This window comes from Pseudomonas sp. 210_17 TE3656 (genome assembly GCF_054821965.1).
This window is the reverse complement of sequence record NZ_JBTRBC010000001.1, coordinates 2,345,672-2,370,289: the sequence shown is the minus strand read 5'-3', so window position 1 is coordinate 2,370,289 and position 24,618 is coordinate 2,345,672. Positions and strand designations below refer to the sequence as shown.

At 60.5% G+C, this 24,618-nt stretch carries 17 protein-coding genes; 15 read left to right on the top strand and 2 right to left on the bottom strand.

The annotated features are described in order from the left end of the window. Nucleotides 1-38 precede the first annotated feature (38 nt). Both argE and argA read left to right on the top strand, forming a co-directional pair. Nucleotides 39-1,196, top strand: a complete 1,158-nt coding sequence (gene argE / locus ACVI9W_RS11100) for an acetylornithine deacetylase (RefSeq protein WP_461530013.1) — start codon at nt 39-41, stop codon at nt 1,194-1,196. A gap of 115 nt (nt 1,197-1,311) precedes the next feature. Further along, nucleotides 1,312-2,610, top strand: coding sequence for an amino-acid N-acetyltransferase (argA, locus tag ACVI9W_RS11095; RefSeq protein WP_038615655.1), 1,299 nt, complete (start codon nt 1,312-1,314; stop codon nt 2,608-2,610). 151 nt (nt 2,611-2,761) lie between these two features. Here argA and ACVI9W_RS11090 read toward each other — a convergent pair whose 3' ends face one another. Next, the gene (locus tag ACVI9W_RS11090) at nt 2,762-4,138 is read right to left on the bottom strand and encodes a glutamine synthetase family protein (RefSeq protein ID WP_038615652.1); all 1,377 of its coding nucleotides are present in this window, start codon (nt 4,136-4,138) and stop codon (nt 2,762-2,764) included. 581 nt (nt 4,139-4,719) lie between these two features. Between ACVI9W_RS11090 and ACVI9W_RS11085 the strand changes: the two genes are divergently transcribed. The 13 genes from ACVI9W_RS11085 (at nt 4,720) to ACVI9W_RS11025 (ending at nt 22,567) form a co-directional block, all read left to right on the top strand. Then, nucleotides 4,720-6,078, top strand: coding sequence for a glutamine synthetase family protein (locus tag ACVI9W_RS11085; RefSeq protein ID WP_422415857.1), 1,359 nt, complete (start codon nt 4,720-4,722; stop codon nt 6,076-6,078). A gap of 47 nt (nt 6,079-6,125) precedes the next feature. Continuing rightward, a complete protein-coding gene (locus ACVI9W_RS11080; protein WP_038615648.1) occupies nt 6,126-7,484 on the top strand; it encodes an aspartate aminotransferase family protein in 1,359 nt (452 codons plus the stop codon). Nucleotides 7,485-7,653: 169 nt separating this feature from the next. Further along, nucleotides 7,654-8,751, top strand: a complete 1,098-nt coding sequence (locus tag ACVI9W_RS11075; RefSeq protein WP_461530012.1) for a polyamine ABC transporter substrate-binding protein — start codon at nt 7,654-7,656, stop codon at nt 8,749-8,751. Nucleotides 8,752-8,914: 163 nt separating this feature from the next. After that, nucleotides 8,915-10,009: a polyamine ABC transporter substrate-binding protein gene (locus ACVI9W_RS11070; protein ID WP_342623617.1), complete on the top strand. Its 1,095-nt coding sequence runs from the start codon at nt 8,915-8,917 to the stop codon at nt 10,007-10,009. Nucleotides 10,010-10,068: 59 nt separating this feature from the next. Next, a complete protein-coding gene (gene potA, locus ACVI9W_RS11065; RefSeq protein WP_038615642.1) occupies nt 10,069-11,211 on the top strand; it encodes a polyamine ABC transporter ATP-binding protein in 1,143 nt (380 codons plus the stop codon). Then, nucleotides 11,208-12,128, top strand: a complete 921-nt coding sequence (locus ACVI9W_RS11060) for an ABC transporter permease subunit (protein ID WP_191830578.1) — start codon at nt 11,208-11,210, stop codon at nt 12,126-12,128. The genes potA and ACVI9W_RS11060 overlap by 4 nt, the downstream gene beginning before the upstream one ends. Beyond that, nucleotides 12,125-13,015 (top strand): ABC transporter permease subunit, encoded by an 891-nt coding sequence (locus ACVI9W_RS11055; RefSeq protein WP_422415860.1) that lies wholly within the window; start codon nt 12,125-12,127, stop codon nt 13,013-13,015. Before ACVI9W_RS11060 ends, ACVI9W_RS11055 begins: the two co-directional genes overlap by 4 nt. A gap of 223 nt (nt 13,016-13,238) precedes the next feature. Beyond that, a complete protein-coding gene (locus ACVI9W_RS11050) occupies nt 13,239-14,330 on the top strand; it encodes an efflux RND transporter periplasmic adaptor subunit (RefSeq protein WP_461530011.1) in 1,092 nt (363 codons plus the stop codon). Beyond that, nucleotides 14,327-15,397 carry an efflux RND transporter periplasmic adaptor subunit gene (locus ACVI9W_RS11045; RefSeq protein WP_461530010.1) on the top strand — a complete coding sequence of 357 codons (1,071 nt, stop codon included), beginning with the start codon at nt 14,327-14,329 and terminating at the stop codon, nt 15,395-15,397. Before ACVI9W_RS11050 ends, ACVI9W_RS11045 begins: the two co-directional genes overlap by 4 nt. After that, the gene (locus ACVI9W_RS11040; protein WP_461530009.1) at nt 15,394-18,450 is read left to right on the top strand and encodes an efflux RND transporter permease subunit; all 3,057 of its coding nucleotides are present in this window, start codon (nt 15,394-15,396) and stop codon (nt 18,448-18,450) included. Before ACVI9W_RS11045 ends, ACVI9W_RS11040 begins: the two co-directional genes overlap by 4 nt. A gap of 77 nt (nt 18,451-18,527) precedes the next feature. Beyond that, nucleotides 18,528-19,061, top strand: a complete 534-nt coding sequence (locus ACVI9W_RS11035; protein WP_038615630.1) for an RNA polymerase sigma factor — start codon at nt 18,528-18,530, stop codon at nt 19,059-19,061. A gap of 29 nt (nt 19,062-19,090) precedes the next feature. Continuing rightward, a complete protein-coding gene (locus ACVI9W_RS11030) occupies nt 19,091-20,038 on the top strand; it encodes a FecR family protein (RefSeq protein WP_461530008.1) in 948 nt (315 codons plus the stop codon). A gap of 132 nt (nt 20,039-20,170) precedes the next feature. Continuing rightward, nucleotides 20,171-22,567 carry a TonB-dependent siderophore receptor gene (locus ACVI9W_RS11025; protein WP_461530007.1) on the top strand — a complete coding sequence of 799 codons (2,397 nt, stop codon included), beginning with the start codon at nt 20,171-20,173 and terminating at the stop codon, nt 22,565-22,567. 90 nt (nt 22,568-22,657) lie between these two features. On the opposite strand, the gene ilvD is transcribed toward ACVI9W_RS11025, so the two are convergent. Continuing rightward, entirely contained in the window at nt 22,658-24,499 is a 1,842-nt protein-coding gene (gene ilvD / locus ACVI9W_RS11020; RefSeq protein WP_461530006.1) for a dihydroxy-acid dehydratase, read from the bottom strand. Between the last annotated feature and the right edge of the window lie 119 nt (nt 24,500-24,618).

Here is a 24,618-nt window from a genome sequence, read left to right as displayed (position 1 = left end):
AAGGCCCTATGATGGGATTCGCCTCAAGGAGAAAGCGCATGCCACTGCCATCGCTCAAAGACCAGTTTGCCGCACTGATTGCCGCGCCTTCGGTCAGTTGCACCCAACCTGCGCTGGACCAGTCCAACCGCGCGGTGATCGACCTGCTGGCCGGTTGGCTGGGCGACCTGGGCTTTGCCTGCGACATCCAGCAGGTGACGCCGGGCAAGTTCAACCTGCTCGCCAGTTACGGCAGTGGCCCGGGCGGGCTGGTGCTGGCCGGGCATAGCGATACTGTGCCCTATGATCCCGGGCTGTGGCAGACCGATCCGCTGAAGCTGACCGAAGTCGACGGTCGCTGGGTCGGTCTTGGCAGTTGCGACATGAAAGGCTTCTTCGCCTTGATCATCGAGGCGGTGCAGCCATTGCTGGCCCATGATTTCAAGCAGCCGCTACTGATTCTCGCCACCTGCGACGAAGAAAGCTCCATGTCCGGCGCCCGTGCCCTGGCCGAAGCCGGCCGCCCGCTGGGCCGCGCGGCGGTGATTGGCGAGCCGACCGGGCTGAAGCCGATCCGCCTGCACAAGGGGGTGATGATGGAGCGCATCGACATCCTTGGCCGCAGCGGCCATTCGTCGGATCCGAGCCTGGGCCGTAGTGCGCTGGAGGCGATGCATCAGGTGATGGCTGAACTGATGGGCTTGCGCCGGCAATGGCAGAAAGAATTCAACAACGCCCAGTTCAGTGTGCCGCATCCGACCCTGAACTTCGGCTGCATCCATGGCGGTGACAACCCCAACCGGATCTGCGGCCAGTGCGCCCTGGAGTTCGATCTGCGGCCGTTGCCGGGCATGGACCCAGAGGCGCTGCGTGCGGCCATCCGGCAGAAACTGGCGCCGTTGGCCGAGCAGCACCAGGTGAAAATCGACTATGCCCCGTTGTTCCCCGAAGTGCCGCCGTTCGAGCAGGCCGCCGATGCGGAACTGGTGCGCCTGGCCGAACGTCTTACCGGACATCGCGCCGAAGCGGTAGCCTTTGGCACCGAAGCGCCTTATCTTCAGCGCCTGGGCTGCGAAACCTTGGTACTGGGCCCGGGCGATATCGCGTGCGCCCATCAGCCGGGCGAATACCTTGAAATGTCACGCTTGCAGCCTACCGTGCGTCTATTGCGTGAGTTGATCGAACATTATTGCCTGAGCCCGGTAATTGCCCGCTGAGTTCAGCCGTTTTCCCAAAGGAGATTGCGCGTGACGCCAAGCCTGTTCCGACGATAACCCTTCGAGCGCTGTGTGCTTTCCCGTTCTTGTCCCTTTTTCTACAGGCTCTGTGGTTATGCCCGATTACGTCAACTGGCTGCGTCATGCTTCGCCTTACATCAACGCCCACCGGGAATGCACCTTCGTGGTCATGCTGCCCGGTGACGGGGTCGAACACCCCAACTTCGGCAATATCGTCCACGACCTGGTGCTGCTGCACAGCCTCGGGGTGCGCCTGGTGCTGGTGCATGGTTCGCGCCCGCAGATCGAAACCCGCCTGGCCAGTCGCGGCCTGACCCCGCACTACCATCGCGGCATGCGCATCACCGATGCGGCCACCCTGGAGTGCGTGATCGATGCAGTGGGGCACCTGCGGATTGCTATCGAAGCGCGCCTGTCGATGGACATGGCCGCGTCGCCGATGCAGGGTTCGCGCTTGCGCGTGGCCTCCGGCAACCTGGTGACCGCGCGTCCTATCGGCGTGCTTGAAGGCGTGGATTATCACCACACAGGCGAAGTGCGTCGGGTCGACCGCAAAGGCATCAACCGCCTGCTCGATGAGCGTTCGATTGTCTTGCTGTCGCCGCTGGGTTACTCACCGACCGGTGAAATCTTCAACCTGGCCTGCGAAGACGTCGCGACCCGTGCCGCCATCGAGCTTGAGGCCGACAAGCTGCTGCTGTTCGGTGCCGAGCGCGGTCTGATCGACGAGCAAGGGCGGCTGGTGCGGGAACTGCGTCCGCAACAGGTGCCTGCGCATCTGCAGCGTCTTGGCAGTGATTATCAGGGCGAGTTGCTCGATGCCGCCGCCGAGGCCTGCCGTGGCGGCGTGGCGCGCAGCCATATCGTCAGCTATGCCGAAGACGGCGCCTTGCTGACCGAATTGTTCACCCGTGACGGTGGCGGAACCCTGGTGGCCCAGGAGCAGTTCGAGAAGGTCCGTGAGGCGGCGATCGAGGATGTCGGTGGCTTGCTGGATCTGATCAGCCCGCTGGAAGAGCAGGGCATTCTGGTGCGGCGTTCGCGTGAGGTGCTGGAGCGCGAGATCGAGCAGTTCAGCGTGGTCGAGCGCGAAGGCATGATCATCGCCTGTGCGGCGTTGTATCCGATTGCCGATTCCGAGGCCGGGGAGTTGGCGTGTCTGGCGGTCAATCCCGAGTATCGCCATGGCGGTCGCGGTGATGAGCTGCTTGAGCGCATCGAAACGCGGGCGCGGGAAATGGGGCTCAATACCCTGTTTGTGCTGACGACGCGGACTGCGCACTGGTTCAGAGAGCGGGGCTTTGTGCCCAGTGAGGTCGAGCGGCTGCCGGCGGCGCGGGCTTCACTGTACAACTATCAGCGTAATTCGAAGATTTTCGAGAAGGCTTTGTAGCTTTTGGGGCTGCTTTGCAGCCCATCGCCGGCAAAGCCAGCTCCCACAGGGTTCTGTGTAGACCGTCCCTTGTGGGAGCTGGCCTTGCCGGCGATGGGGCCCGCAATGGCCATACAAAAATGCCGTCGATCACAGGATCGACGGCATTTTTTTATACGGTATGCAGATACCAGTTGTACTCAAGATCGGAGATGGAGTGTTCGAACTCCTCCAGCTCGCTCTCTTTACAGGCCACGAAGATATCGATGTATTTCGGATCGATGTACTTGGCCAGGATCTCGCTGTCGTCCAGCTCGCGCAGGGCATCACGCAGGTTGTTCGGCAGGCTTTGCTCGTTCTGCTCGTAGGAGTTGCCTTCGGTTGGCTCGCCCGGTTCGACCTTGTTGGTCAAGCCATGGTGAACACCGGCCAGGACAGCAGCCATCAACAGGTACGGGTTGGCGTCGGCACCGGCGACACGGTGTTCGATGCGTACTGCATCGGGTGAACCGGTCGGCACGCGCAGGGCCACGGTACGGTTGTCCAGGCCCCAGCTTGGCGAGTTCGGCACGTAGAACTGGGCACCGAAACGGCGGTACGAGTTGACGTTCGGGCAGAGGAACGCCATCGACGCCGGTAGGGTCTCGAGCACACCGCCGATCGCGTGACGCAGTGCGGCGTTCTGCTCGGGATCCTCGCTGGTGAAGATGTTCTTGCCATCTTTGTCCAGCACCGAGATATGGACGTGCAGACCATTACCCGCCTGACCCGGATAGGGCTTGGCCATGAAGGTGGTATCCATCTCATGGTCGTAGGCGATGTTCTTGATCAGGCGCTTGAGCAGTACCGCGTAGTCGCAGGCCTTCATCGGGTCGGCAACGTGGTGCAGGTTGACTTCGAACTGCGCCGGGGCGCTTTCCTTGACGATCGCGTCGGCAGGGATGCCCTGCTCTTTGGCGCCTTCGAGGATGTCCTGCAGGCAATCGACGTACTCGTCGAGGTCATCGATCAGGTAAACCTGGGTCGACATCGGACGTTTGCCGGAAATCGGCGAGCGTGGCGGCTGTGGACGGCCGTTCACGTTTTCCTGGTCGATCAGGTAGAACTCCAGCTCGAACGCGGCGCAGATGGTCAGGCCCATCTCGTCGAACTTGCTCACTACCTGGCGCAGGACTTCCCGCGGGTCGGCAAAGAACGGCTCGCCTTCAAGTTCGTGCATGGTCATCAGCAGTTGCGCGGTAGGGCGCTTCTGCCAAGGCTCGTTGGACAGGGTGTCGGGGATTGGATAGCAGATGCGGTCGGCATCGCCGATGTCCAGGCCCAGGCCGGTGCTTTCGACCGTGGAGCCGTTGATATCCAATGCGAAGAGGGAGGCCGGCAGGTTGATGCCTTTCTCGTAAACCTTGTGGAGGCTGGTGCGCTCGATGCGCTTGCCACGCACCACACCATTCATATCTGCAATCAGAAGGTCAACGTAGAGAACCTCAGGATGTTCCTTAAGGAACGCGTTCGCTTCGTTAAGCTGAACGGCACGCGGGGGTACCGACATGATGCAACACCTTTGTTGTTAAAAATATCAATCAATGGGGGCTTGCAGCTCCAGTCAATCGGAAAGCCCTACTGAAGTCAAGCCAAGCCCATGATGCCCTAAAACGGCCCTTGAGCGGCATTTTTGCTGCAATAGAGGGCGCGGACAATCGCTGCTTTCGTACGATATGAGCGATCTTGAGCGGGCCGTGTTCTATTTTTTACGGGGGTGTTGTGTAAAAAAATGAACAAGGCTAAGCTCGGTGGCAACCCATAACATCAATAATACCGGGGGTTACATGTCACGCCTGCCGACAACCGGCATCACCCTCTGCCGCGCGCAGATCGGTTTGCACGCATTTTACGCGAGCGGCTATCGCTACGCGTCAGCACGCAGTACCCCGGCTGAAATAATTGACGGCACGGGCGGCCTGCCTGTTGTCGATGCCTCTTCGAATATCCTCTGCCTTCACTATAGCGGCCCTCGTCGCGGTGTGCCCCTGCGCGGCTTTTGCTTTACCCGGGCGCGGCATCCAGAATGTCTGGGACGGCCCACTCCGGGTGTCCTGACGACTGTCCAGACATTTACCTCCTGAGGTATTTATGAGTAGCAACCTCGACCAGCTCACCGATTGGTTGAAAGAACACAAGATCACCGAAGTCGAGTGCTTGATCAGCGACCTCACCGGTATCACCCGTGGCAAGATTTCTCCAACCAACAAGTTCATTGCCGAAAAAGGCATGCGCCTGCCCGAGAGTGTCCTGCTGCAGACCGTTACCGGCGACTACGTCGATGACGACATCTATTACGAACTGCTGGACCCGGCCGACATCGACATGATCTGCCGGCCCGACGAGAACGCGGTGTTTCTCGTGCCTTGGGCCATCGAGCCGACGGCTCAGGTGATCCACGATACTTATGACAAGCAGGGCAACCCGGTTGAGCTGTCGCCGCGCAACGTGCTCAAGAAGGTACTGAAACTCTATGCCGACAAGGGCTGGCAGCCGATCGTGGCGCCAGAGATGGAGTTCTACCTGACCAAACGCTGCGAAGACCCGGATTTCCCGCTGCAGCCGCCGATCGGCCGCTCCGGCCGTCCGGAAACCGGCCGTCAGTCGTTCTCCATCGAAGCGGCCAACGAATTCGATCCGCTGTTCGAGGACGTCTACGACTGGTGCGAGCTGCAGAACCTGGACCTGGACACGCTGATCCACGAAGACGGCACCGCGCAGATGGAAATCAACTTCCGTCACGGTAACGCCCTGGCCCTGGCCGACCAGATCCTGGTGTTCAAGCGGACCATGCGTGAAGCGGCGCTCAAGCACAACGTCGCCGCCACCTTCATGGCCAAGCCGATGACCGGTGAGCCGGGCAGCGCCATGCACCTGCACCAGAGCATCATCGACGTGCATACCGGCAAGAACATCTTCTCTGATGCCGATGGACAAATGAGTGAGCTGTTCCTCAATCATGTCGGCGGTCTGCAGAAGTTCATCCCGGTGGTGCTGCCGCTGTTTGCCCCAAACGTCAACTCGTTCCGCCGCTTCCTGCCCGATACCTCGGCGCCGGTGAACGTCGAATGGGGCGAAGAGAACCGTACCGTCGGTCTGCGTGTACCGGATGCCGGACCACAGAACCGCCGGGTCGAGAACCGTCTGCCAGGCGCCGACGCCAACCCGTACCTGGCGATCGCCGCCAGTCTGCTGTGTGGCTATATCGGCATGGTCGAAGGCATCAAGCCAAGCGCGCCGGTAAAGGGCCGTGGTTACGAGCGGCGCAACCTGCGCCTGCCGCTGACCATCGAGGACGCTCTGGAGCGCATGGAGAACTGCCAGGCGCTGGAACCGTACCTGGGCAAGAAATTCATTGCCGGTTACGTCGCCACCAAGCGCGCCGAACATGAAAACTTCAAACGCGTAATCAGCTCCTGGGAACGTGAGTTCCTGCTGTTTGCGGTCTGATCAACCCGGAGCCGCAGGACCGCGGCCGTCAGAAAACGGAGAAGCACATGAGCGTCAACAACCCGCAAACCCGTGAGTGGCAAACCCTTAGCAGTGAGCATCACCTGGCGCCTTTCAGTGACTATAAACAGCTGAAAGAGAAGGGCCCGCGGATCATCACCAAAGCTGAAGGCGTGCACTTGTGGGACAGCGAGGGCAACAAGATCCTCGACGGTATGGCTGGTCTGTGGTGTGTGGCGGTCGGCTACGGTCGTGAAGAGCTGGTGGAAAAGGCTGCCGCGCAGATGCGTGAACTGCCGTACTACAACCTGTTCTTCCAGACTGCGCACCCACCGGCACTGGAACTGGCCAAGGCGGTGACTGACGTCGCGCCAGAAGGCATGACCCATGTGTTCTTCACCGGTTCCGGCTCCGAAGGCAACGACACCAACCTGCGTATGGTCCGCCACTACTGGGCGGTCAAGGGCAAGCCGCAGAAGCAGGTGATCATCGGCCGCATCAACGGCTATCACGGCTCTACCGTGGCCGGCGCCGCGCTGGGTGGCATGAGCGGCATGCATGCACAGAGCGGCACGCTGCCGGGCATCGTGCACATTCCGCAGCCGTACTGGTTCGGCGAAGGCGGTGACATGACCCCGGACGAGTTCGGCATCTGGGCTGCCGAACAGCTGGAAAAGAAAATCCTCGAAGTCGGCGAAGACAATGTCGCCGCCTTTATCGCCGAGCCGATCCAGGGCGCTGGCGGCGTGATCATTCCGCCAGACACCTACTGGCCGAAGATCAAGGAGATCCTCGCCAAGTACGAGATTCTGTTCATTGCCGACGAGGTGATCTGCGGTTTCGGGCGTACCGGTGAGTGGTTCGGCTCCGATTACTACGGCCTCAAGCCCGACCTGATGACCATCGCCAAAGGCCTGACCTCCGGTTACATCCCCATGGGCGGTGTGATCGTGCGTGACGAAGTGGCCAAGGTGGTCAGCGAAGGCGGTGACTTCAACCACGGCTTCACCTACTCCGGTCACCCGGTGGCCGCTGCTGTGGGCCTGGAAAATCTGCGAATCCTGCGCGACGAGAAAATTATCGAGCGGGTCAAAGAGGAAACGGCACCGTATTTGCAGAAACGTCTGCGTGAGCTCAACGATCACCCGTTGGTGGGTGAAGTGCGTGGTCTGGGCATGCTCGGTGCCATCGAGCTGGTCAAGGACAAGGCAACCCGCGCCCGTTATGAAGGTCAGGGCGCAGGCATGATCTGCCGCCAGCACTGCTTCGACAATGGCCTGATCATGCGTGCCGTGGGCGACACCATGATCATTGCCCCACCGCTGGTGATCAGCCGTGAAGAGATCGACGAGCTGGTTGAAAAGGCACGCAAATGCCTGGACTTGACGCTTGAGGCGCTGAAATAGCCAAGTGCTAGGCTAGCGTAATGGCATCATCGTGTTTCGAGGCGCGCTTTCCTTGAAAGAGCGCCTTGGAACTTGCCAGACTAGCGACTGTTTCAGTCGCCCGAAGCTTGCGCCGTAAAGAGCCGGCCACTGAACAGATGGCTAAATAAAAAATTCTGGAGCATTACGCATGAAGAAATTGGGCAAGACGTTGTTGGCTATGTCCCTTATGGGCGCCATGGCCAGTGCTGTTCAGGCGGATGACAAAGTGCTGCACGTCTATAACTGGTCCGATTACATCGCACCGGACACCGTCGCCAACTTCGAGAAGCAGACCGGCATCAAGGTCGTCTACGACGTCTTCGACAGTAACGAAACCCTCGAAGCCAAGTTGCTGGCGGGCAAGTCCGGTTACGACATCGTCGTACCGTCGAACAACTTCCTGGCCAAACAGATCAAGGCGGGTGTCTATCAGGAGCTGGATCGTTCCAAGCTTGCGAACTGGAAGAACCTCGACGAAGACCTGCTCAAGGCCGTTGGCGATGCCAGCGACCCGGGTAACAAATATGCGTTCCCCTACATGTGGGGCTCCATCGGTATCGGTTACAACCCAGAGAAGGTCAAGGCTGCGCTGGGCGTCGACAAGATCGATTCCTGGGACGTGGTGTTCAAGCCCGAGAACATCGAAAAGCTCAAGAGCTGCGGCGTAAGCTTCCTCGATGCTCCGACCGAGATGATCCCGGCAGCCCTGCATTACCTGGGCAAGCCGACCAACAGCACGGACAAAGCTGACCTGAAGGCAGCCGAAGACCTGTTCATGAAGATCCGTCCGTCGATCGGCTACTTCCACTCCTCCAAGTACATCTCGGACCTGGCCAACGGCAACATTTGCGTCGCCGTGGGTTACTCGGGTGACCTGGAGCAGTCCAAGGCCCGTGCTCACGAAGCCGGTGACAAGGTCAAGCTGGACTACGTGATTCCGAAAGAAGGCGCCGGTACCTTCTACGACATGGTTGCCATCCCTAAAGATGCCGTCAACGTCGACGCCGCCTACAAGTTCATGGACTTCCTGATGCAGCCGGAAGTCATGGCCGGTATCACCAACGCCGTACGTTTCCCGAACGGCAACAAGGCGGCCACCCCTCTGGTGGACAAGGATATCTCGGGCGATCCGAGCATCTATCCTCCGGCTGATGTGAAGAAGCAGCTGTACGCAATTTCTGACCCAGGTGCGAAAGCTCAACGCGAGATCACTCGTAGCTGGACCAAGATCAAATCGGGCAAATAAGCCTGATTGACCCTGGGCGTGGTGCAAATCACGCCCAGGATCGCAAAAAGTGGCAAATTGTTTTTGCGACATGCGTGTATCGAAGGTAAGTTGCGCGCCGGTTTGCTTGTCCGGCAGGGATTTCTGCCGTATGACTCGGGCACTTTTGTAGAGGACCTCCCACTTGTCTATTTCTGTATTTCGCAAGGCCATGTTGGCTGGAGCGGGTCTGACGCTGGCGATCAGCGTCCAAGCGGCGCCCACGGTGCACATTTACAACTGGTCGGACTACATCGGCCAGACGACACTCGCGGATTTTGAAAAAGCCACCGGGATCAAACCGGTGCAGGATGTCTTTGACTCCAATGAAACCCTGGAAGGCAAACTGCTGGCCGGTCGTACCGGTTATGACGTAGTAGTGCCGTCCAACCATTTCCTCGGCAAGCAGATCAAGGCGGGCGCCTTCCAGAAGCTCGACAAGTCGCTGCTGCCGAACTATTCGAACCTCGACCCGGCGCTGATGAAGCGCCTGGAGAAGAACGATCCGGGTAACCAGTACGCCGTCCCCTACCTGTGGGGCACCAATGGCATCGGCTACAACGTCGAGAAGGTCAAGGCGGCGCTGGGCACCGACAAGATCGATTCCTGGGCCATGCTGTTCGAGCCGGAAAACATCAAGAAGCTCTCCAAGTGCGGCGTCGCCTTCCTCGACTCGGCCGACGAGATGCTCCCGGCAGTGCTGAACTACATGGGGCGCGACCCCAACAGCACCAACCCCAAGGACTACGCCGACGCCGAGAAGAAGCTGCTGGCGGTGCGTCCTTATGTGACTTATTTCCACTCGTCCAAGTACATCTCGGATCTGGCCAATGGTGATATCTGCGTAGCCGCAGGATTCTCCGGTGATGTGTTCCAGGCCAAGACCCGTGCCGAAGAAGCCGGCAAGGGTGTGGACGTGGCTTATGTGATTCCAAAGGAAGGCGGCAACCTCTGGTTCGACATGCTGGCAATCCCCAAGGATTCGACCAATGTCAAAGAGGCCCATGCTTTCATCAACTATTTGCTGCAGCCTGAGGTCATTGCCCAGGTCAGCGATTACGTCGGTTATGCCAACCCGAACCTCAAGGCTGGCGATCTGATGGATCAGAGCGTGCGAACCGACGCAGCGGTTTATCCACCGCAAGAAGTGCTGGACAAGTTGTACGTCAACTCGGAGCTACCTCCCAAGGTGCAACGTTTGATGACCCGTAGCTGGACCAAGATCAAGTCGGGCAAGTAAAAATCCAGAGTCCGTCACGGCAGGGGCGGACGCAAAAAATCTTGTTGGGAGTTTCACAAATGGCTGTTGCCTCCGGTGCCTATAAGAAAGCCCTCGAGGGCGACCAGCAACCTAAACAGGTGCTGGTCAAAATCGACCGGGTCACGAAAAAGTTCGACGAAACCATCGCCGTGGACGATGTGTCCCTGGAAATCAAGAAGGGTGAGATCTTCGCCCTGCTCGGTGGCTCCGGTTCGGGCAAGTCCACCTTGCTGCGCATGCTGGCCGGTTTCGAGCGGCCGACCGAGGGGCGCATCTTCCTCGATGGCGTAGACATCACCGACATGCCGCCCTACGAGCGGCCGATCAACATGATGTTCCAGTCCTATGCGCTGTTCCCGCACATGACCGTGGCGCAGAACATCGCCTTCGGCCTGCAGCAAGACCGCATGCCCAAGGCCGAGATCGACGCACGTGTCGGCGAGATGCTCAAGCTGGTGCACATGACCCAGTACGCCAAGCGCAAGCCGCACCAGCTTTCCGGTGGTCAGCGTCAGCGTGTGGCGCTGGCCCGCTCCCTGGCCAAGCGTCCGAAACTGCTGCTGCTCGATGAACCGATGGGCGCGCTGGACAAGAAACTGCGTTCGCAGATGCAGCTTGAGCTGGTTGAGATCATCGAGCGGGTCGGTGTGACCTGCGTCATGGTGACCCACGACCAGGAAGAGGCCATGACCATGGCCCAGCGCATCGCCATCATGCACCTGGGCTGGATCGCCCAGATCGGCAGCCCGATCGACATCTACGAGACCCCGACCAGCCGCCTGGTCTGTGAGTTCATCGGCAACGTCAACCTGTTCGAGGGTGAAGTGGTCGAAGATGCCGAAGGCCACGCAGTCATTGCCAGCTCGGAACTCGAGCGCAAGATCTACGTCGGCCACGGTGTTACCACCTCGGTGGAAGACAAGCGCATCACCTATGCACTGCGTCCGGAAAAACTGCTGGTCACCACCCAGCAGCCGACCTGTGAACACAACTGGTCGCGCGGCAAGGTCCACGACATCGCCTACCTCGGTGGCCACTCGGTGTTCTACGTCGAGCTGCCTGGCGGCAAGATTGTCCAGTCGTTCGTTGCCAACGCCGAACGCCAGGGCACCCGACCGACCTGGGATGACCAGGTTTACGTCTGGTGGGAAGACGACAGCGGCGTGGTACTGCGGTCATGAACATGCGCAAGCTCAAGCGAGCCTTCAACCGAATAAAGCCTGAAGGGCGCCATGTGGTGATCGGCGTGCCGTTCATCTGGCTGTTCCTGTTCTTCATGCTGCCGTTCTTCATCGTCCTGAAGATCAGCTTCGCTGAAGCGGACGTGGCGATCCCGCCGTACACCGAAATCTACAGCTACGTCGAAGACAAAGTGCAGTTGGTGCTGAACATGGCCAACTACGGCCTGTTGACCGAGGATGAGCTGTACATCTCGGCGTACCTGGGCTCGTTGAAGATGGCCTTCTTCAGCACACTGCTGTGCCTGCTGATCGGCTATCCGATGGCCTATGCCATCGCCAACGCACGCAAGGAGACCCAGACGGTCCTGTTGCTGCTGATCATGATGCCGACCTGGACGGCGATCCTGATCCGCGTGTATGCCTGGATGGGCATTCTCAGCAACAACGGCCTGCTCAACAGTTTCCTGATGTGGCTGGGCCTGATCGATCAACCGCTGCAGATCCTCAATACCAACCTGGCGGTCTACATCGGTGTGGTCTATTCGTACCTGCCGTTCATGATCCTGCCGCTCTACGCCAACCTGGTCAAACACGACCAGAGCCTGCTTGAGGCCGCGTCGGACCTGGGGTCGAGCACCTTCAACAGCTTCTGGAAGATCACCGTGCCGTTGTCGAAGAACGGCATCATCGCCGGCTGCATGCTGGTGTTCATTCCGGTGGTCGGTGAGTTCGTTATCCCGGAACTGCTCGGCGGTCCGGAAACCTTGATGATCGGTAAAGTGCTCTGGCAAGAGTTCTTCAACAACCGTGACTGGCCGGTGGCTTCCGCCCTGGCGGTGGTGATGCTGGCGATCCTGATCGTGCCGATTCTGCTCTTCAACCGTAGTCAGGCCAAAGAGATGGAGGGCAGGGCATGAAGCGTTTCAGTTTCTCCAAGCTGATGTTGATTGTGGGCTTGCTGTTCATCTACCTGCCCATGCTGATCCTGGTGATCTACTCGTTCAACGCCTCCAAGCTGGTGACGGTCTGGGGCGGCTGGTCGGTCAAGTGGTACGTCGGCTTGCTCGACAACAGCCAGCTGATGGGCTCGGTGATGCGCTCGCTGGAGATCGCCTGCTACACCGCGATCGCAGCGGTGGCGCTGGGTACCCTGGCGGCCTTCGTGCTGACCCGGGTGACGCGCTTCAAGGGCCGTACCCTGTTCGGTGGCCTGGTCACCGCACCGCTGGTAATGCCTGAGGTGATTACCGGTCTGTCGCTGTTGCTGCTGTTCGTGGCCATGGCACAGATGATCGGCTGGCCGCAGGAACGCGGTATCGTGACCATCTGGATCGCGCATACCACCTTCTGTGCCGCCTATGTGGCGGTGGTGGTGTCGGCACGTCTGCGCGAGCTGGACCTGTCGATCGAGGAAGCGGCGATGGACCTGGGTGCCAAGCCGTGGAAGGTGTTCTTCCTGATCACCATCCCGATGATCGCGCCCTCGCTGGCGGCGGGCGGCATGATGTCCTTCGCGCTGTCGCTGGACGACCTGGTACTGGCCAGCTTCGTGTCGGGTCCGGGTTCGACCACCTTGCCGATGGAAGTCTTCTCGGCTGTGCGTCTGGGCGTGAAACCGGAAATCAACGCCGTCGCCAGCCTGATCCTGCTGTCGGTATCGTTGGTGACCTTCATGGTCTGGTACGTCAGCCGTCGCGGCGAAGAGCGTCGTCGTCGGGCGATCCAGCAGGCCATCGAAGAAAGCGCTGCCGACTCCTGGAAGCAGCCGGACGTGGGTCGCACCGCGACGCCTGTTTCGGCCTGACCTGAAAACATCGCGGGGCAAGCCCGCTCCCACAGAGGCAGCACCAAACCTCTGTGGGAGCGGGCTTGCCCCGCGATTGCATCCCCTATCGCGAGGCAAGCTCGCTCCAACCGGCCAACTGATCGAACTCAAAGGAATTGCATTAGTTACAGCGGCCGCCCATTCCCTGATCTACGCTAACACTCGCATCTCTGTATCGATCTGACACATGCAAGGAGCCTGCATGACGGTGTTGCGTACTGTATTGGTCGTCAGCCTGGGCTCGGCGCTCGTGTTAACGGGCTGTGGCGAGAAGAGCACTTCCGAAATCGAGTTGCCCAGAGTGGGCGTACAACGTGTTCAACCCAGCGATTTTGCTGCTTCGGTGACCCTCACTGGTGATGTCCAGGCGCGGGTGCAGGCGGATCAGTCGTTTCGCGTGGGCGGCAAGATCATCTCCCGCAGCGTCGATGTCGGCGACCATGTGAAGGCCAATCAGGTCCTGGCCCGGCTCGACCCCAAAGACCTGCAGGCCACTGTCGATTCGGCCAAGGCCGAAGTGTTCGCCGAACAGGCGCGGGTAACCCAGAGCGCCGCCGCGTTTGTCCGTCAGCAAAAACTGTTGCCCAAGAGTTATACCAGCCAGAGTGAGTACGACTCCGCCCAGGCGGCCCTGCGCAGTAGCCAGAGCGCGTTAAAGGCCGCCCAGGCGCAACTGGCCAATGCCCGCGATCAACTGAGCTACACCGCCCTGGTGGCCGATGCGGCCGGGATCATCACTGATCGCCAGGCTGAAGTCGGCCAGGTGGTACAGGCCACGGCACCGATCTTCACCCTGGCCCACGATGGCGACCGTGATGCGGTATTCAATGTCTATGAATCCTTGCTGGTCGCGTCGCCGAGCAGCGATACGATCATGGTCAGTCTGGTGGACGACCCGAAAGTCCAGGCACCGGGCCATGTACGTGAGATCACCCCAACTGTTTCGACGCAGAGCGGCACGGTGCAGGTCAAGGTTGCGTTGCGCGATGTGCCGCCTGGTATGGAGCTGGGTTCGGCAGTCACCGCCACCGGCCATGCCCAGGGCAAGCCCAGTATCGAACTGCCCTGGTCGGCGTTGACCAAGGCCCTGCACGATCCGGCCGTGTGGCTGGTGGGTGAGGACAACAAGGTCAGACTGCAGCAGGTCAAAGTCGGTCGCTATCTCACCGGCAAGGTGGTGATAAGCGAAGGTCTCAAGGGTGGAGAGACCGTGGTGGTGACAGGTGGGCAGTTGCTCAACCCGGGCATGCAGGTGGAGATCGCGCCGCTCAAGGACAGTGGGGTGGCAGAATGAAAGCAATCGCACTGAGCCTGTGCAGCATTCTCTTTCTTGCCGGTTGCGAAAAGGATTCCGCGGATTCCGAGCCGATCCGTCCGGTGCTGTCGGTGATCGTTCAGCCGCAGGTGCAAGCCAGTCTCGGGAGGTTCGCCGGCACTATCCAGGCGCGTTACGAGAGCACCCTGGGCTTTCGCGTGGCTGGTCGTATTGCGCGGCGCTGGGTCGATGTCGGTAGCGAGGTGAAACCGGGCGATACACTGGCCAGCCTTGATCCGGCCGATCAGCGCAACCAGTTGCGCGCTGCCGAGGGCGACTTGGCCAAGGTCCAGGCGCAGTGGATCAACGCCCAGGCCGAAGCACGTCGCCAGCAACAGTTGTTCGATAGCGGCGTGGGCGCCCAGGCGCAACTGGACATCGCCCAGACCAATCTGAAAACCACCGGCGCTTCCCTGGAGCAGGCACGGGCCGCGGTCGTCCAGGCGCGTGATCAGCTTGGCTACAGCGAACTCAAGACCGATCACGCTGCCGTGGTCACCAACTGGCAGGCAGAAGCGGGGCAGACCGTCAGTGCCGGCCAGCCGGTGGTCACCCTGGCCCGTCCGGATATCAAGGAGGCGGTCATCGACCTGCCGACTTATCTGGCCGAACAGTTGTCCACGGACCTGAAATTTGTCGTGGCTTCGCAACTCGATTCAACGATCAACACCACCGCGACCTTGCGCGTGCTTGAGCCGCAGGCCGATGCCGCCACGCGAACCCGCCGCGCGCGGCTGACCCTGGCCAGCACCCCCGAGGCGTTCTATCTGGGAACGGCGATCAGCGTCACCCTGACCTCGGCGGTGTCGCCGCGCAGCGAACTACCCGCTACGGCGTTGCTGGAAAGTGAGGGCCAGACCCGGGTATGGGTGGTCGATCCGCAACAGAACACCGTTGCCACCCGCGAGGTGAAACTGCTTGAACGCACGCCCTATAGCGTGGTGCTGAGCGCCGGCGTACAGGCCGGGGAGCGCGTGGTAACAGCCGGTGTGAACAGCCTGAAACCAGGCCAGAAAGTCAAAGTCGATGAGGAAGACCCACGATGAAAGGAAGCTTCAACCTGTCGGAGTGGGCGCTGAAGCACCAATCCTTTGTCTGGTACCTGATGTTCGTCGGCTTGCTGATGGGCGTTTTCTCCTACATGAACCTGGGGCGTGAGGAAGACCCTTCATTCACCATCAAGACCATGGTCATCCAGACGCGCTGGCCGGGAGCAACCCAGGACGAGATGCTCAACCAGGTCACCGACCGCATCGAGAAAAAACTCGAGGAGCTCGATTCGCTCGACTATGTGAAGAGCTACACCCGGCCGGGTGAGTCGACGGTCTATGTCAACCTGCTGGATACCACCCCCTCCAAGGACATCCCCGAGATCTGGTATCAGGTACGCAAGAAGATCCAGGATATTCGTGGCCAGTTTCCTCAGGGAATCCAGGGGCCGGGGTTCAACGACGAGTTTGGTGACGTCTACGGTTCGATCTATGCCTTTACCGCCGATGGGCTGACCATGCGTCAGCTGCGCGACTACGTCGAGCAGGTACGTGCCGAGATCCGCGAAGTGCCCGGGCTGGGCAAGGTGGAGATGATCGGCACCCAGGACGAAGTGCTGTACCTCAACTTCTCCACACGCAAGCTGGCCTCGTTCGGTATCGATCAGCGCCAGGTGCTACAGGCCTTGCAAGCACAGAACGCGGTGACCCCGGCCGGGGTGATCGAAGCCGGACCTGAACGTGTGTCGGTACGTACTTCCGGCCAGTTCGCTTCGGAGAAAGACCTGGAGGCGGTCAACCTGCGCATCAATGACCGCTTCTTCCGCCTGGCGGATATCGCCGAGATCCAGCGCGGCTATGTCGACCCGCCTGCGCCGCAGTTTCGCTACAACGGACAGCCTGCCATCGGCCTGGGTATCGGCATGAAGGCGGGTGGCAACATCCAGGTATTTGGTGCCGATCTGCACAAGATGATGGACCGTGTCATCTCTGAACTACCGGTTGGCGTCGGCGTGCATACGGTGTCCGACCAGGCTGTGGTGGTGGAAGAAGCCGTCGGTGGCTTTACCAGCGCATTGTTCGAGGCGGTGATCATCGTACTGGTGGTGAGTTTCGTCAGCCTCGGTATTCGCGCCGGCCTGGTGGTGGCCTGTTCGATTCCGCTGGTACTGGCCATGGTGTTCATCTTCATGGAGTACAGCGGCATCACCATGCAGCGGATCTCCCTGGGGGCGTTGATCATTGCCCTGGGCCTGTTGGTGGACGATGCGATGATTACCGTGGAGGTGATGGTCACGCGCCTGGAAATGGGCGAGACCAAGGAGCAAGCAGCGACCTTCGCTTACACCTCGACGGCCTTCCCGATGCTCACCGGTACCCTGGTGACCGTGGCCGGCTTCATGCCGATCGGTCTGAACGCCAGTTCGGCGGGGGAATACACCTATACCTTGTTTGCGGTGATCGCTGCGGCCTTGCTGGTGTCCTGGGTGGTGGCGGTGGTGTTTGCACCGGTGCTCGGTGTGCATATCCTCAACGCCAAGGTCAAAGCCCATGATGAAGAAACCGGCCGGGTCGGCAAGGCCTTCGAACACAGCCTGCTGTGGTGCATGCGCCATCGCTGGCTGACCATCATCGGCACCATTTTGCTGTTCGTGCTGGCGTTGTTCTGCATGCGTTTCGTGCAGAACCAGTTCTTCCCCTCTTCGGATCGCCCGGAGATTCTCGTTGACCTCAACCTGCCGCAGAACTCCTCGATCGAGGAAACCCGCAAGGCGGTGGACCGGCTTGAGGCAACGCTCAAGGGTGACCCGGACATTGAGCGCTGGAGCACCTATATCGGCCAGGGCGCCATTCGTTTCTACCTGCCACTGGACCAGCAACTGCAGAATCCGTACTACGCCCAGCTGGTGATCGTCAGTAAAGGTTTCGAAGAGCGCGAAGGGCTGATCAAACGCTTGAAGCAGCGTTTGCGCGAAGACTTTGTCGGTATCGGCAGCAACGTCCAGTCGCTGGAAATGGGGCCGCCGGTAGGCTTGCCGATCCAGTACCGGGTGATGGGCAAGGATATCGATGAGGTGCGCAAATACGCGGTTGCCCTGGCGACCTTGCTCGACAGCAACGACCACATCGGCCAGATGATTTACGACTGGAACGAACCGGGCAAAGTCCTGCGCGTCGAAATCGCCCAGGACAAGGCGCGCCAGCTTGGCCTGTCGTCCGAGGACGTGGCCAATGTCATGAACAGCATTGTCAGCGGCACGCAGATCACCCAGGTCAACGACAGTATCTACCTGATCAACGTCGTCGCCCGTGCCGTGGACAGTGAGCGGAGCTCGCCGCAGACCTTGCAGAACCTGCAGATCGTCACCCCCAACGGCACCTCGATTCCGCTGCTGGCCTTCGCCACCGTGCGCTACGAGCTGGAGCAGCCGCTGGTCTGGCGTCGCGACCGCAAACCGACCATCACCATCAAGGCTGCGGTGCGTGGCGATATCCAGCCGACTGACCTGGTGCGTGAACTCAAACCGCAGATCGACGATTTCGTCAGCAAACTGCCGGTGGGCTACACGGTCGAAACCGGCGGTACGGTAGAAGCAAGTGGCAAGGCCCAGGGGCCGATTGCCAAAGTGTTGCCGCTGATGCTGTTCCTGATGGGCACCTTCCTGATGATCCAGCTGCACAGTGTGCAGAAACTGTTCCTGGTGGCCAGCGTGGCGCCGTTGGGCTTGATCGGTGTGGTCCTGGCGCTGGTGCCAACGGGTACACCGATGGGCTTCGTGGCCATCCTCGGGATTCTCGCGCTGATCGGTATCATCATCCGCAACTCGGTGATTCTGGTGACCCAGATCGATGAGTACGAGGGGCAGGGGTTGTCGCCGTGGGCAGCAGTGCTGGAAGCGACCAACCACCGCCGACGGCCGATTCTATTGACGGCGGCAGCGGCGAGCCTGGGCATGATCCCCATCGCTCGTGAGGTGTTCTGGGGGCCAATGGCCTACGCGATGATCGGCGGGATTATCATCGCAACCCTGCTGACCTTGTTGTTCCTGCCGGCCTTGTATGTGGCCTGGTACAAGATCAGGGAGCCGCAGGGTAACGAGCGCGTATAAAAATAGATATCAATTGCGAATATGTCTCATCTTCTGCTAGCGTGCGCTCACCTTGAGATTCACTGCCAGGAAGTGCCGTGTCTTCGTGGAATTCGCAGATTGCCCGGTTGTTCGCCGAGCACAAAAAAGCCCTGGAGGCCTTTGTTGCTCGGCGCACCGGCAATACTCAGGTCGCAGCCGATTTAACCCAGGAGTCGTTCTTGCGCCTGGCGCGGCTGCCTGCCGACAAAAAAATCGATAATCTGCCAGCCTTTCTGTTCACGATCGCCAGCAACCTGATTCGCGACCATCAGCGCCAGATGATTCGCCGCGAGCATCGTGAAGTGGGTGAGCCCAGCGATGAATTGCCCTGCGATTCGCCGGGGGCCGAAGAGCAGCTGGCGGCCATGCAGGAGCAAGCGCTGATGCATGACGCTATTCAGGCCTTGCCCGAGGCGACTCGACACATCTTCCTGCTTTACCATGTCGACGAATGTTCCTACCGGGAGATTGGCGAGCGGTTAAAGGTCTCCCCGCGTAGTGTCGAATACCAATTGCGTCGTGCGCTGATCGATTGCCGGGCCTTCATCAAGGCACGACTGCTCAGTGACACGCAGGGGCCGCATTTGTGAACCGGCCCTTTGCAGCTACGGATGCCCCGATGATCGAGCCGAATGTCACCGATGCTGACGACGACCTGTTCGCCGAAGCCAGTGGCTGGTACTACCGCCTGCAGGCCGAGGATCTCACCCCGACTGAGCGGGAAGCCTTTGCGGCCTGGCTGGCGCAGGGGCCGAGCGAGGTTCAGGCCTGGAATGAAGTGCTCGAGTTGCTCGGTGCCTTGCGCGAGCCTGCCCGACAGCTTCGCCAGGCTCAGCGTGCCCGTTGGCACAAGCCGCGGGCGCGGGTCTGGGCCAGTGCTGCTGCAGTTCTGTTGATGATCGGTCTGCTGATTGCCAGCCCCTGGCCGGACCGCTGGCGTGCTGACTACGCGACGGTTACGGGCGAGTCGCGCACGCTGGCCCTGGCCGATGGTTCACAGCTGCAACTCAATACCGACACCGCTGTGCAGGTCGAGTTGGGTGACGGGGAGCGACGGGTGCGCCTGCTGCGCGGAGAGGCCTGGTTCGACGTCAGCCATGATCCGTCGCGGCCGTTTCTGATTCGCTCCGGTGACGGCTGGGTGAAGGTCGTCGGCACGCGCTTCAGCGTCGCGCAGCAGGGTAACCAGACCCTTGTGCGGGTTGCCCAGGGCAGGGTTCAGGTCAGTGTCGACGAGGGGCAATCGGTGCTGCTCGATCCAGGGCGCGGCGTCGAGTACAGCGGTTTGCAGCTGGGTAGCGAACACGGCTTCGATGTTGCCGCCGAGTTCGCCTGGCGCCAGCGTCAGCTGGTGTTCCGGCAACAGCCTCTGGCCGAGGTGGTCGAAGCGTTGAACCGCTACTGGCCAGGGCAGACCCTGGTGCTCGGCGATACCCTGCGCCAGCGCAAGGTCTCCGGGGTGTTTGAAATCGACAAGCCCGACGCCGTACTCAAAGCGTTGACGCACACCTTGGGTCTGCGTGCTGAGCAGTACACGCCCTACCTGCGTGTGCTGCGCGAAGGTTAGCGAAAAATTTTTAAAAAAATTTCAGGGTTTCCCCGAAGCCTGACGTCCTTGAACTCGTAAGCGCAAATAATAAGCACTCTCAGAAAGTGTGGCGCGATTAAACGACTTCGACGATTTGGGGGAGCTTCACTGATGGACAACACCACCGCCACCCGGCGCCTGCCGACCCTGCTGAGCCTGGCCATTGCCCTGGGCTGCGGCACGCTGGCCATGCCGGTCCTCGCCGCACCCGCCGTACAGGCCCAGGCCTATCAGTTCCAGATTCCGGCGCAATCACTGGACGGGGCGTTGGCAGCCTTCAGTGCCGTGACCCGGGTGCAGGTGCTGGTTGGCGCCGAGGTGACCCAAGGTTTGCGTTCCCCTGGCCTCAGCGGCAGTTACCCACAGAATCAGGCGCTGGCCCGGCTGCTGGCCGGCACCGGCCTGAGCGCAACCTACATCGACAGTGACAGCGTCACGCTCGAACGGCGCCAGGCGGATGAAGCTGCCCTGCAGCTGGGCGCGACCATGGTCGGCGGCAAGGTGCTGGGCGCCACTACCGAGGGCAGTCAGTCCTACACCACCGGTGCGCTGACCATTGGCAAAGGCGAGCAGAAACTCAAGGACATCCCGCAATCGGTGTCGGTCGTCACGCGCCAGCGAATGGACGACCAGAACATGAACAGCCTGCAGGACGCGATGCGCCAGGTCACCGGTGCGACCATCAAGAGTTACAACGCTGGCTCAAGCCTGAACGATGTCTACATGCGCGGATTCCTTGTCGACCAGGTGCAGGTTGACGGGGTTTCGCAGATGACTGGCCAGGGCGACCTGATGACCAGCTTTGACCTGGCAATGTTCGACCGGGTCGAGGTGTTGCGCGGACCTTCCGGCCTGTACCAGAGCTCGGGTGAACCGGGTGGCACCATCAACCTGGTACGCAAGCGTGCCTTGGGCCAGTTTGCCCTCAGTGGCGAGCTGTCTGCCGGCTCCTATGATCACTATCACTCGACCGTGGACATCACCGGTCCGCTGAACAGCGACGGTAGCCTGCGCGGACGCTTTGTCACCGCCTATGAAGACAACAAGTCCTTTGTCGACTATGCCCAGAACGAACGGCCGATGGTTTACGGTCGCCTGGAGTACGACGTGACCCCGGACACCACGCTGTCCCTGGGCGGCGCCTATCAGAACAACCATTCCACCCCGGCCTTTGGCCTGCCGGCGTATGCCAATGGCAAGTTGCTGGATGTCAGCCGCTCGACATTCGTCGATGCCAAGTGGAACGAACTGGACGAGCACGTCTGGGAAAGTTTCTTTGAAGTCGACCATGCCCTGGAGAATGGCGGTCAGTTCAAGACCTCGTTGACCTACCGCGATGCTGAAACCCCGACCCGCAACTTCACCTGGAGCGATGGCGCGGTAGACCCGGCGACCGGCGCCAGTTCGGCCGTGGCCTATTCCTACTACACCCACATCAAGACCCTGGGTCTGGACAGCTTTGTCACCCTGCCGGTGGAGGCTTTTGGCCGCACCCACGAATTTACCGCAGGGGTCGAGTACCAGCACCTGGACAAGGACTTCACCTACGGTGGTGGCGAGTACTTTGACACCAATGTGTTCGATCCGGGCAGCATCAACATACCCAAGCGTAAGTACGAAATGGATAACGGCAACTGGTCGAAATCCCACCAGTACGGCCTTTATGCCCGCAGCAAAATCAGCGCTACCGACTGGCTGGATGTCATCCTCGGCAGCCGGGTGACCTGGTTCGAGAGTGAGGCGCACAATGCCAACGCCTTCTTCAATAACTTCAGCAACACCGAAACCAACATCGACCGCAAAGTCATTCCCTACGGTGCGTTGGTGGCCAAGCTGACGCCTGAACTGTCCGCGTACGCCAGTTACACCAGCGTGTTCAAACCGCAGACCGAGGTCGATGCCGATAACCAGACCATCGCCCCGCGCAAGGGCAAACAGTACGAACTGGGCCTCAAGCGTGAGTTCTACGACGGTCGCCTGAATGGCAGTGTCGCGGTGTTCCGTATCTACGACGAAAACCGTGCGGAACTGGTAGCCAACAATCAGTACTACGAGCCACAGGGCAAGATCCGCAGCCAGGGCTGGGAAACCGAACTGAGCGGCAACCTGACCGACAACTGGAGCATCAGCACCGGTTACGCGTTCACCATGCTCAAGTCGCTGAGCGGCGCAGACACCAACCAGGGCACCACCATCACGCCGAAACACAACTACAACCTGTGGACCAACTACGAGTTTACCGATGGGCCACTGAAGGACTTCAACGTTGGCGGTGGGGTGCGTGCGGTAAGTGCCACCTACTACAAGCGTGACGTGGACTTTGTTCAGGGCGGCTATGCGATTACCACGGCCCAGGTCGGCTACAAGTTCAACGAGCACCTGTCGGCGAAGCTGACGGCCAACAACCTGTTTGACCGCACTTACTATGAGCGGGTGGACAGCTCCTGGGGTTCGAACTTCTATGGCGAGCCGCGTAACCTGACGTTGACCTTGCGCGCCAAGTATTGAGCCGGAAGGCTTTGTAGCCATCGCGGGGCAAGCCCGCTCCCACAAGGCATCGACAACCTGTGGGAGCGGGCTTGCCCCGCGAATATCGCGTTACAGACCGTCGAGCATCGCCTTGTTGCGTACCGCACCCTTGTCGGCACTGGTCGCCAGCAGGGCGTAGGCTTTCAGTGCGGTGGTCACTTTACGCGGACGCACTTCCACCGGCTTCCAGCCTTTCTTGTCCTGTTCGACGCGACGTGCCGCCAACTCTTCATCGCTGACCAGCAGGTTGATCGAGCGGTTAGGGATGTCGATCAGCACCTTGTCGCCATCCTGCACCAGGCCGATGGCGCCGCCGGCAGCCGCTTCAGGCGAGGCGTGGCCGATGGACAGGCCCGAGGTACCGCCGGAGAAGCGGCCGTCGGTGAGCAGGGCGCAGGCTTTGCCCAGGCCTTTGGACTTCAGGTAGGAGGTCGGGTAGAGCATTTCCTGCATGCCCGGGCCGCCTTTCGGACCTTCGTAGCGAATGATGACGATATCGCCTTCTTTCACTTCGTCGGCAAGGATGCCGCGTACGGCGCTGTCCTGGCTTTCGAAGATTTTCGCGTTGCCTTCGAACACATGGATGGATTCGTCGACACCGGCAGTCTTCACCACGCAACCGTCCAGGGCGATGTTGCCGTACAGCACGGCCAGGCCGCCTTCTTGCGAATAGGCGTGCTCGACACTGCGGATGCAGCCGTTTTCACGGTCGTCGTCCAGGGTGTCCCAACGGGTCGACTGGCTGAACGCGGTCTGGGTCGGAATACCGGCAGGGCCGGCCTTGAAGAAGTGGTGCACCGCTGCGTCGTCGGTCTGGGTGATGTCCCACTTGGCGATGGCTTCTTCCATGCTCGGGCTGTGCACGGTCGGCAGGTCGGTGTGCAGCAGACCGCCACGGGCCAGCGAGCCGAGGATGCTGAAGATGCCGCCAGCGCGGTGGACGTCTTCCATGTGGTACTTCTGGATGTTCGGCGCGACCTTGCACAGCTGCGGCACTTTGCGCGACAGGCGATCGATATCGCGCAGGTCGAAGTCGATCTCGGCTTCCTGGGCGGCGGCCAGCAGGTGGAGGATGGTGTTGGTCGAACCGCCCATGGCGATGTCGAGCATCATGGCGTTCTCGAACGCCTTGAAGTTGGCAATGTTACGCGGCAGGACGCTCTGGTCGTTGTCGCCGTAGTAACGCTTGCACAGCTCGACGATGGTGCGCCCGGCCTGCAGGAACAGCTGTTCGCGGTCGCTGTGGGTGGCCAGGGTCGAACCGTTGCCCGGCAGGGCCAGGCCCAGTGCTTCGGTCAGGCAGTTCATCGAGTTGGCGGTGAACATGCCGGAGCAGGAACCGCAGGTCGGGCAGGCGCTGCGCTCGTATTCGGCGACCTTTTCATCGGAGGCGCTCGAGTCGGCGGCGATGACCATGGCATCGACCAGGTCCAGGCCATGGCTGGCCAGTTTGGTTTTGCCGGCTTCCATCGGCCCGCCGGAAACGAAGATCACCGGAATGTTCAGGCGCAGGGCAGCCATGAGCATGCCGGGGGTGATCTTGTCGCAGTTGGAGATGCACACGATGGCGTCGGCGCAGTGGGCGTTGACCATGTACTCCACCGAGTCGGCGATGATCTCGCGGCTCGGCAGCGAATAGAGCATGCCGTCGTGGCCCATGGCGATGCCATCGTCGACGGCGATGGTGTTGAATTCCTTGGCCACGCCACCGGCGCGTTCAATCTCGCGGGCGACCAGCTGGCCCAGGTCCTTCAGGTGCACATGCCCCGGGACGAACTGGGTGAACGAGTTGGCGATGGCGATGATCGGCTTTTTGAAATCTTCGTCTTTCATCCCGGTGGCGCGCCACAAAGCGCGTGCGCCGGCCATATTGCGGCCGTGGGTGGACGTTTTCGAGCGGTAATCAGGCATGAAGCACTCCTGGCGGCTAATCAGGTAACAAAAAGGGGAGTGAGCTTCTCTTGTCCTTTGCACCGAAGGCAGGTGGCCGCTGGTACGGATGAAGCCGAGATCGCCGCGGGATCGCCGTG

Coding starts and splice junctions, on each gene's coding strand:
- argE (WP_461530013.1), top strand. CDS start 39: ATGCCACTGCCATCGCTCAAAGACCAGTTTGCCGCACTGATTGCCGCG.
- argA (WP_038615655.1), top strand. CDS start 1,312: ATGCCCGATTACGTCAACTGGCTGCGTCATGCTTCGCCTTACATCAAC.
- ACVI9W_RS11090 (WP_038615652.1), bottom strand. CDS start 4,138: ATGTCGGTACCCCCGCGTGCCGTTCAGCTTAACGAAGCGAACGCGTTC.
- ACVI9W_RS11085 (WP_422415857.1), top strand. CDS start 4,720: ATGAGTAGCAACCTCGACCAGCTCACCGATTGGTTGAAAGAACACAAG.
- ACVI9W_RS11080 (WP_038615648.1), top strand. CDS start 6,126: ATGAGCGTCAACAACCCGCAAACCCGTGAGTGGCAAACCCTTAGCAGT.
- ACVI9W_RS11075 (WP_461530012.1), top strand. CDS start 7,654: ATGAAGAAATTGGGCAAGACGTTGTTGGCTATGTCCCTTATGGGCGCC.
- potA (WP_038615642.1), top strand. CDS start 10,069: ATGGCTGTTGCCTCCGGTGCCTATAAGAAAGCCCTCGAGGGCGACCAG.
- ACVI9W_RS11060 (WP_191830578.1), top strand. CDS start 11,208: ATGAACATGCGCAAGCTCAAGCGAGCCTTCAACCGAATAAAGCCTGAA.
- ACVI9W_RS11055 (WP_422415860.1), top strand. CDS start 12,125: ATGAAGCGTTTCAGTTTCTCCAAGCTGATGTTGATTGTGGGCTTGCTG.
- ACVI9W_RS11050 (WP_461530011.1), top strand. CDS start 13,239: ATGACGGTGTTGCGTACTGTATTGGTCGTCAGCCTGGGCTCGGCGCTC.
- ACVI9W_RS11045 (WP_461530010.1), top strand. CDS start 14,327: ATGAAAGCAATCGCACTGAGCCTGTGCAGCATTCTCTTTCTTGCCGGT.
- ACVI9W_RS11040 (WP_461530009.1), top strand. CDS start 15,394: ATGAAAGGAAGCTTCAACCTGTCGGAGTGGGCGCTGAAGCACCAATCC.
- ACVI9W_RS11030 (WP_461530008.1), top strand. CDS start 19,091: ATGATCGAGCCGAATGTCACCGATGCTGACGACGACCTGTTCGCCGAA.
- ACVI9W_RS11025 (WP_461530007.1), top strand. CDS start 20,171: ATGGACAACACCACCGCCACCCGGCGCCTGCCGACCCTGCTGAGCCTG.
- ilvD (WP_461530006.1), bottom strand. CDS start 24,499: ATGCCTGATTACCGCTCGAAAACGTCCACCCACGGCCGCAATATGGCC.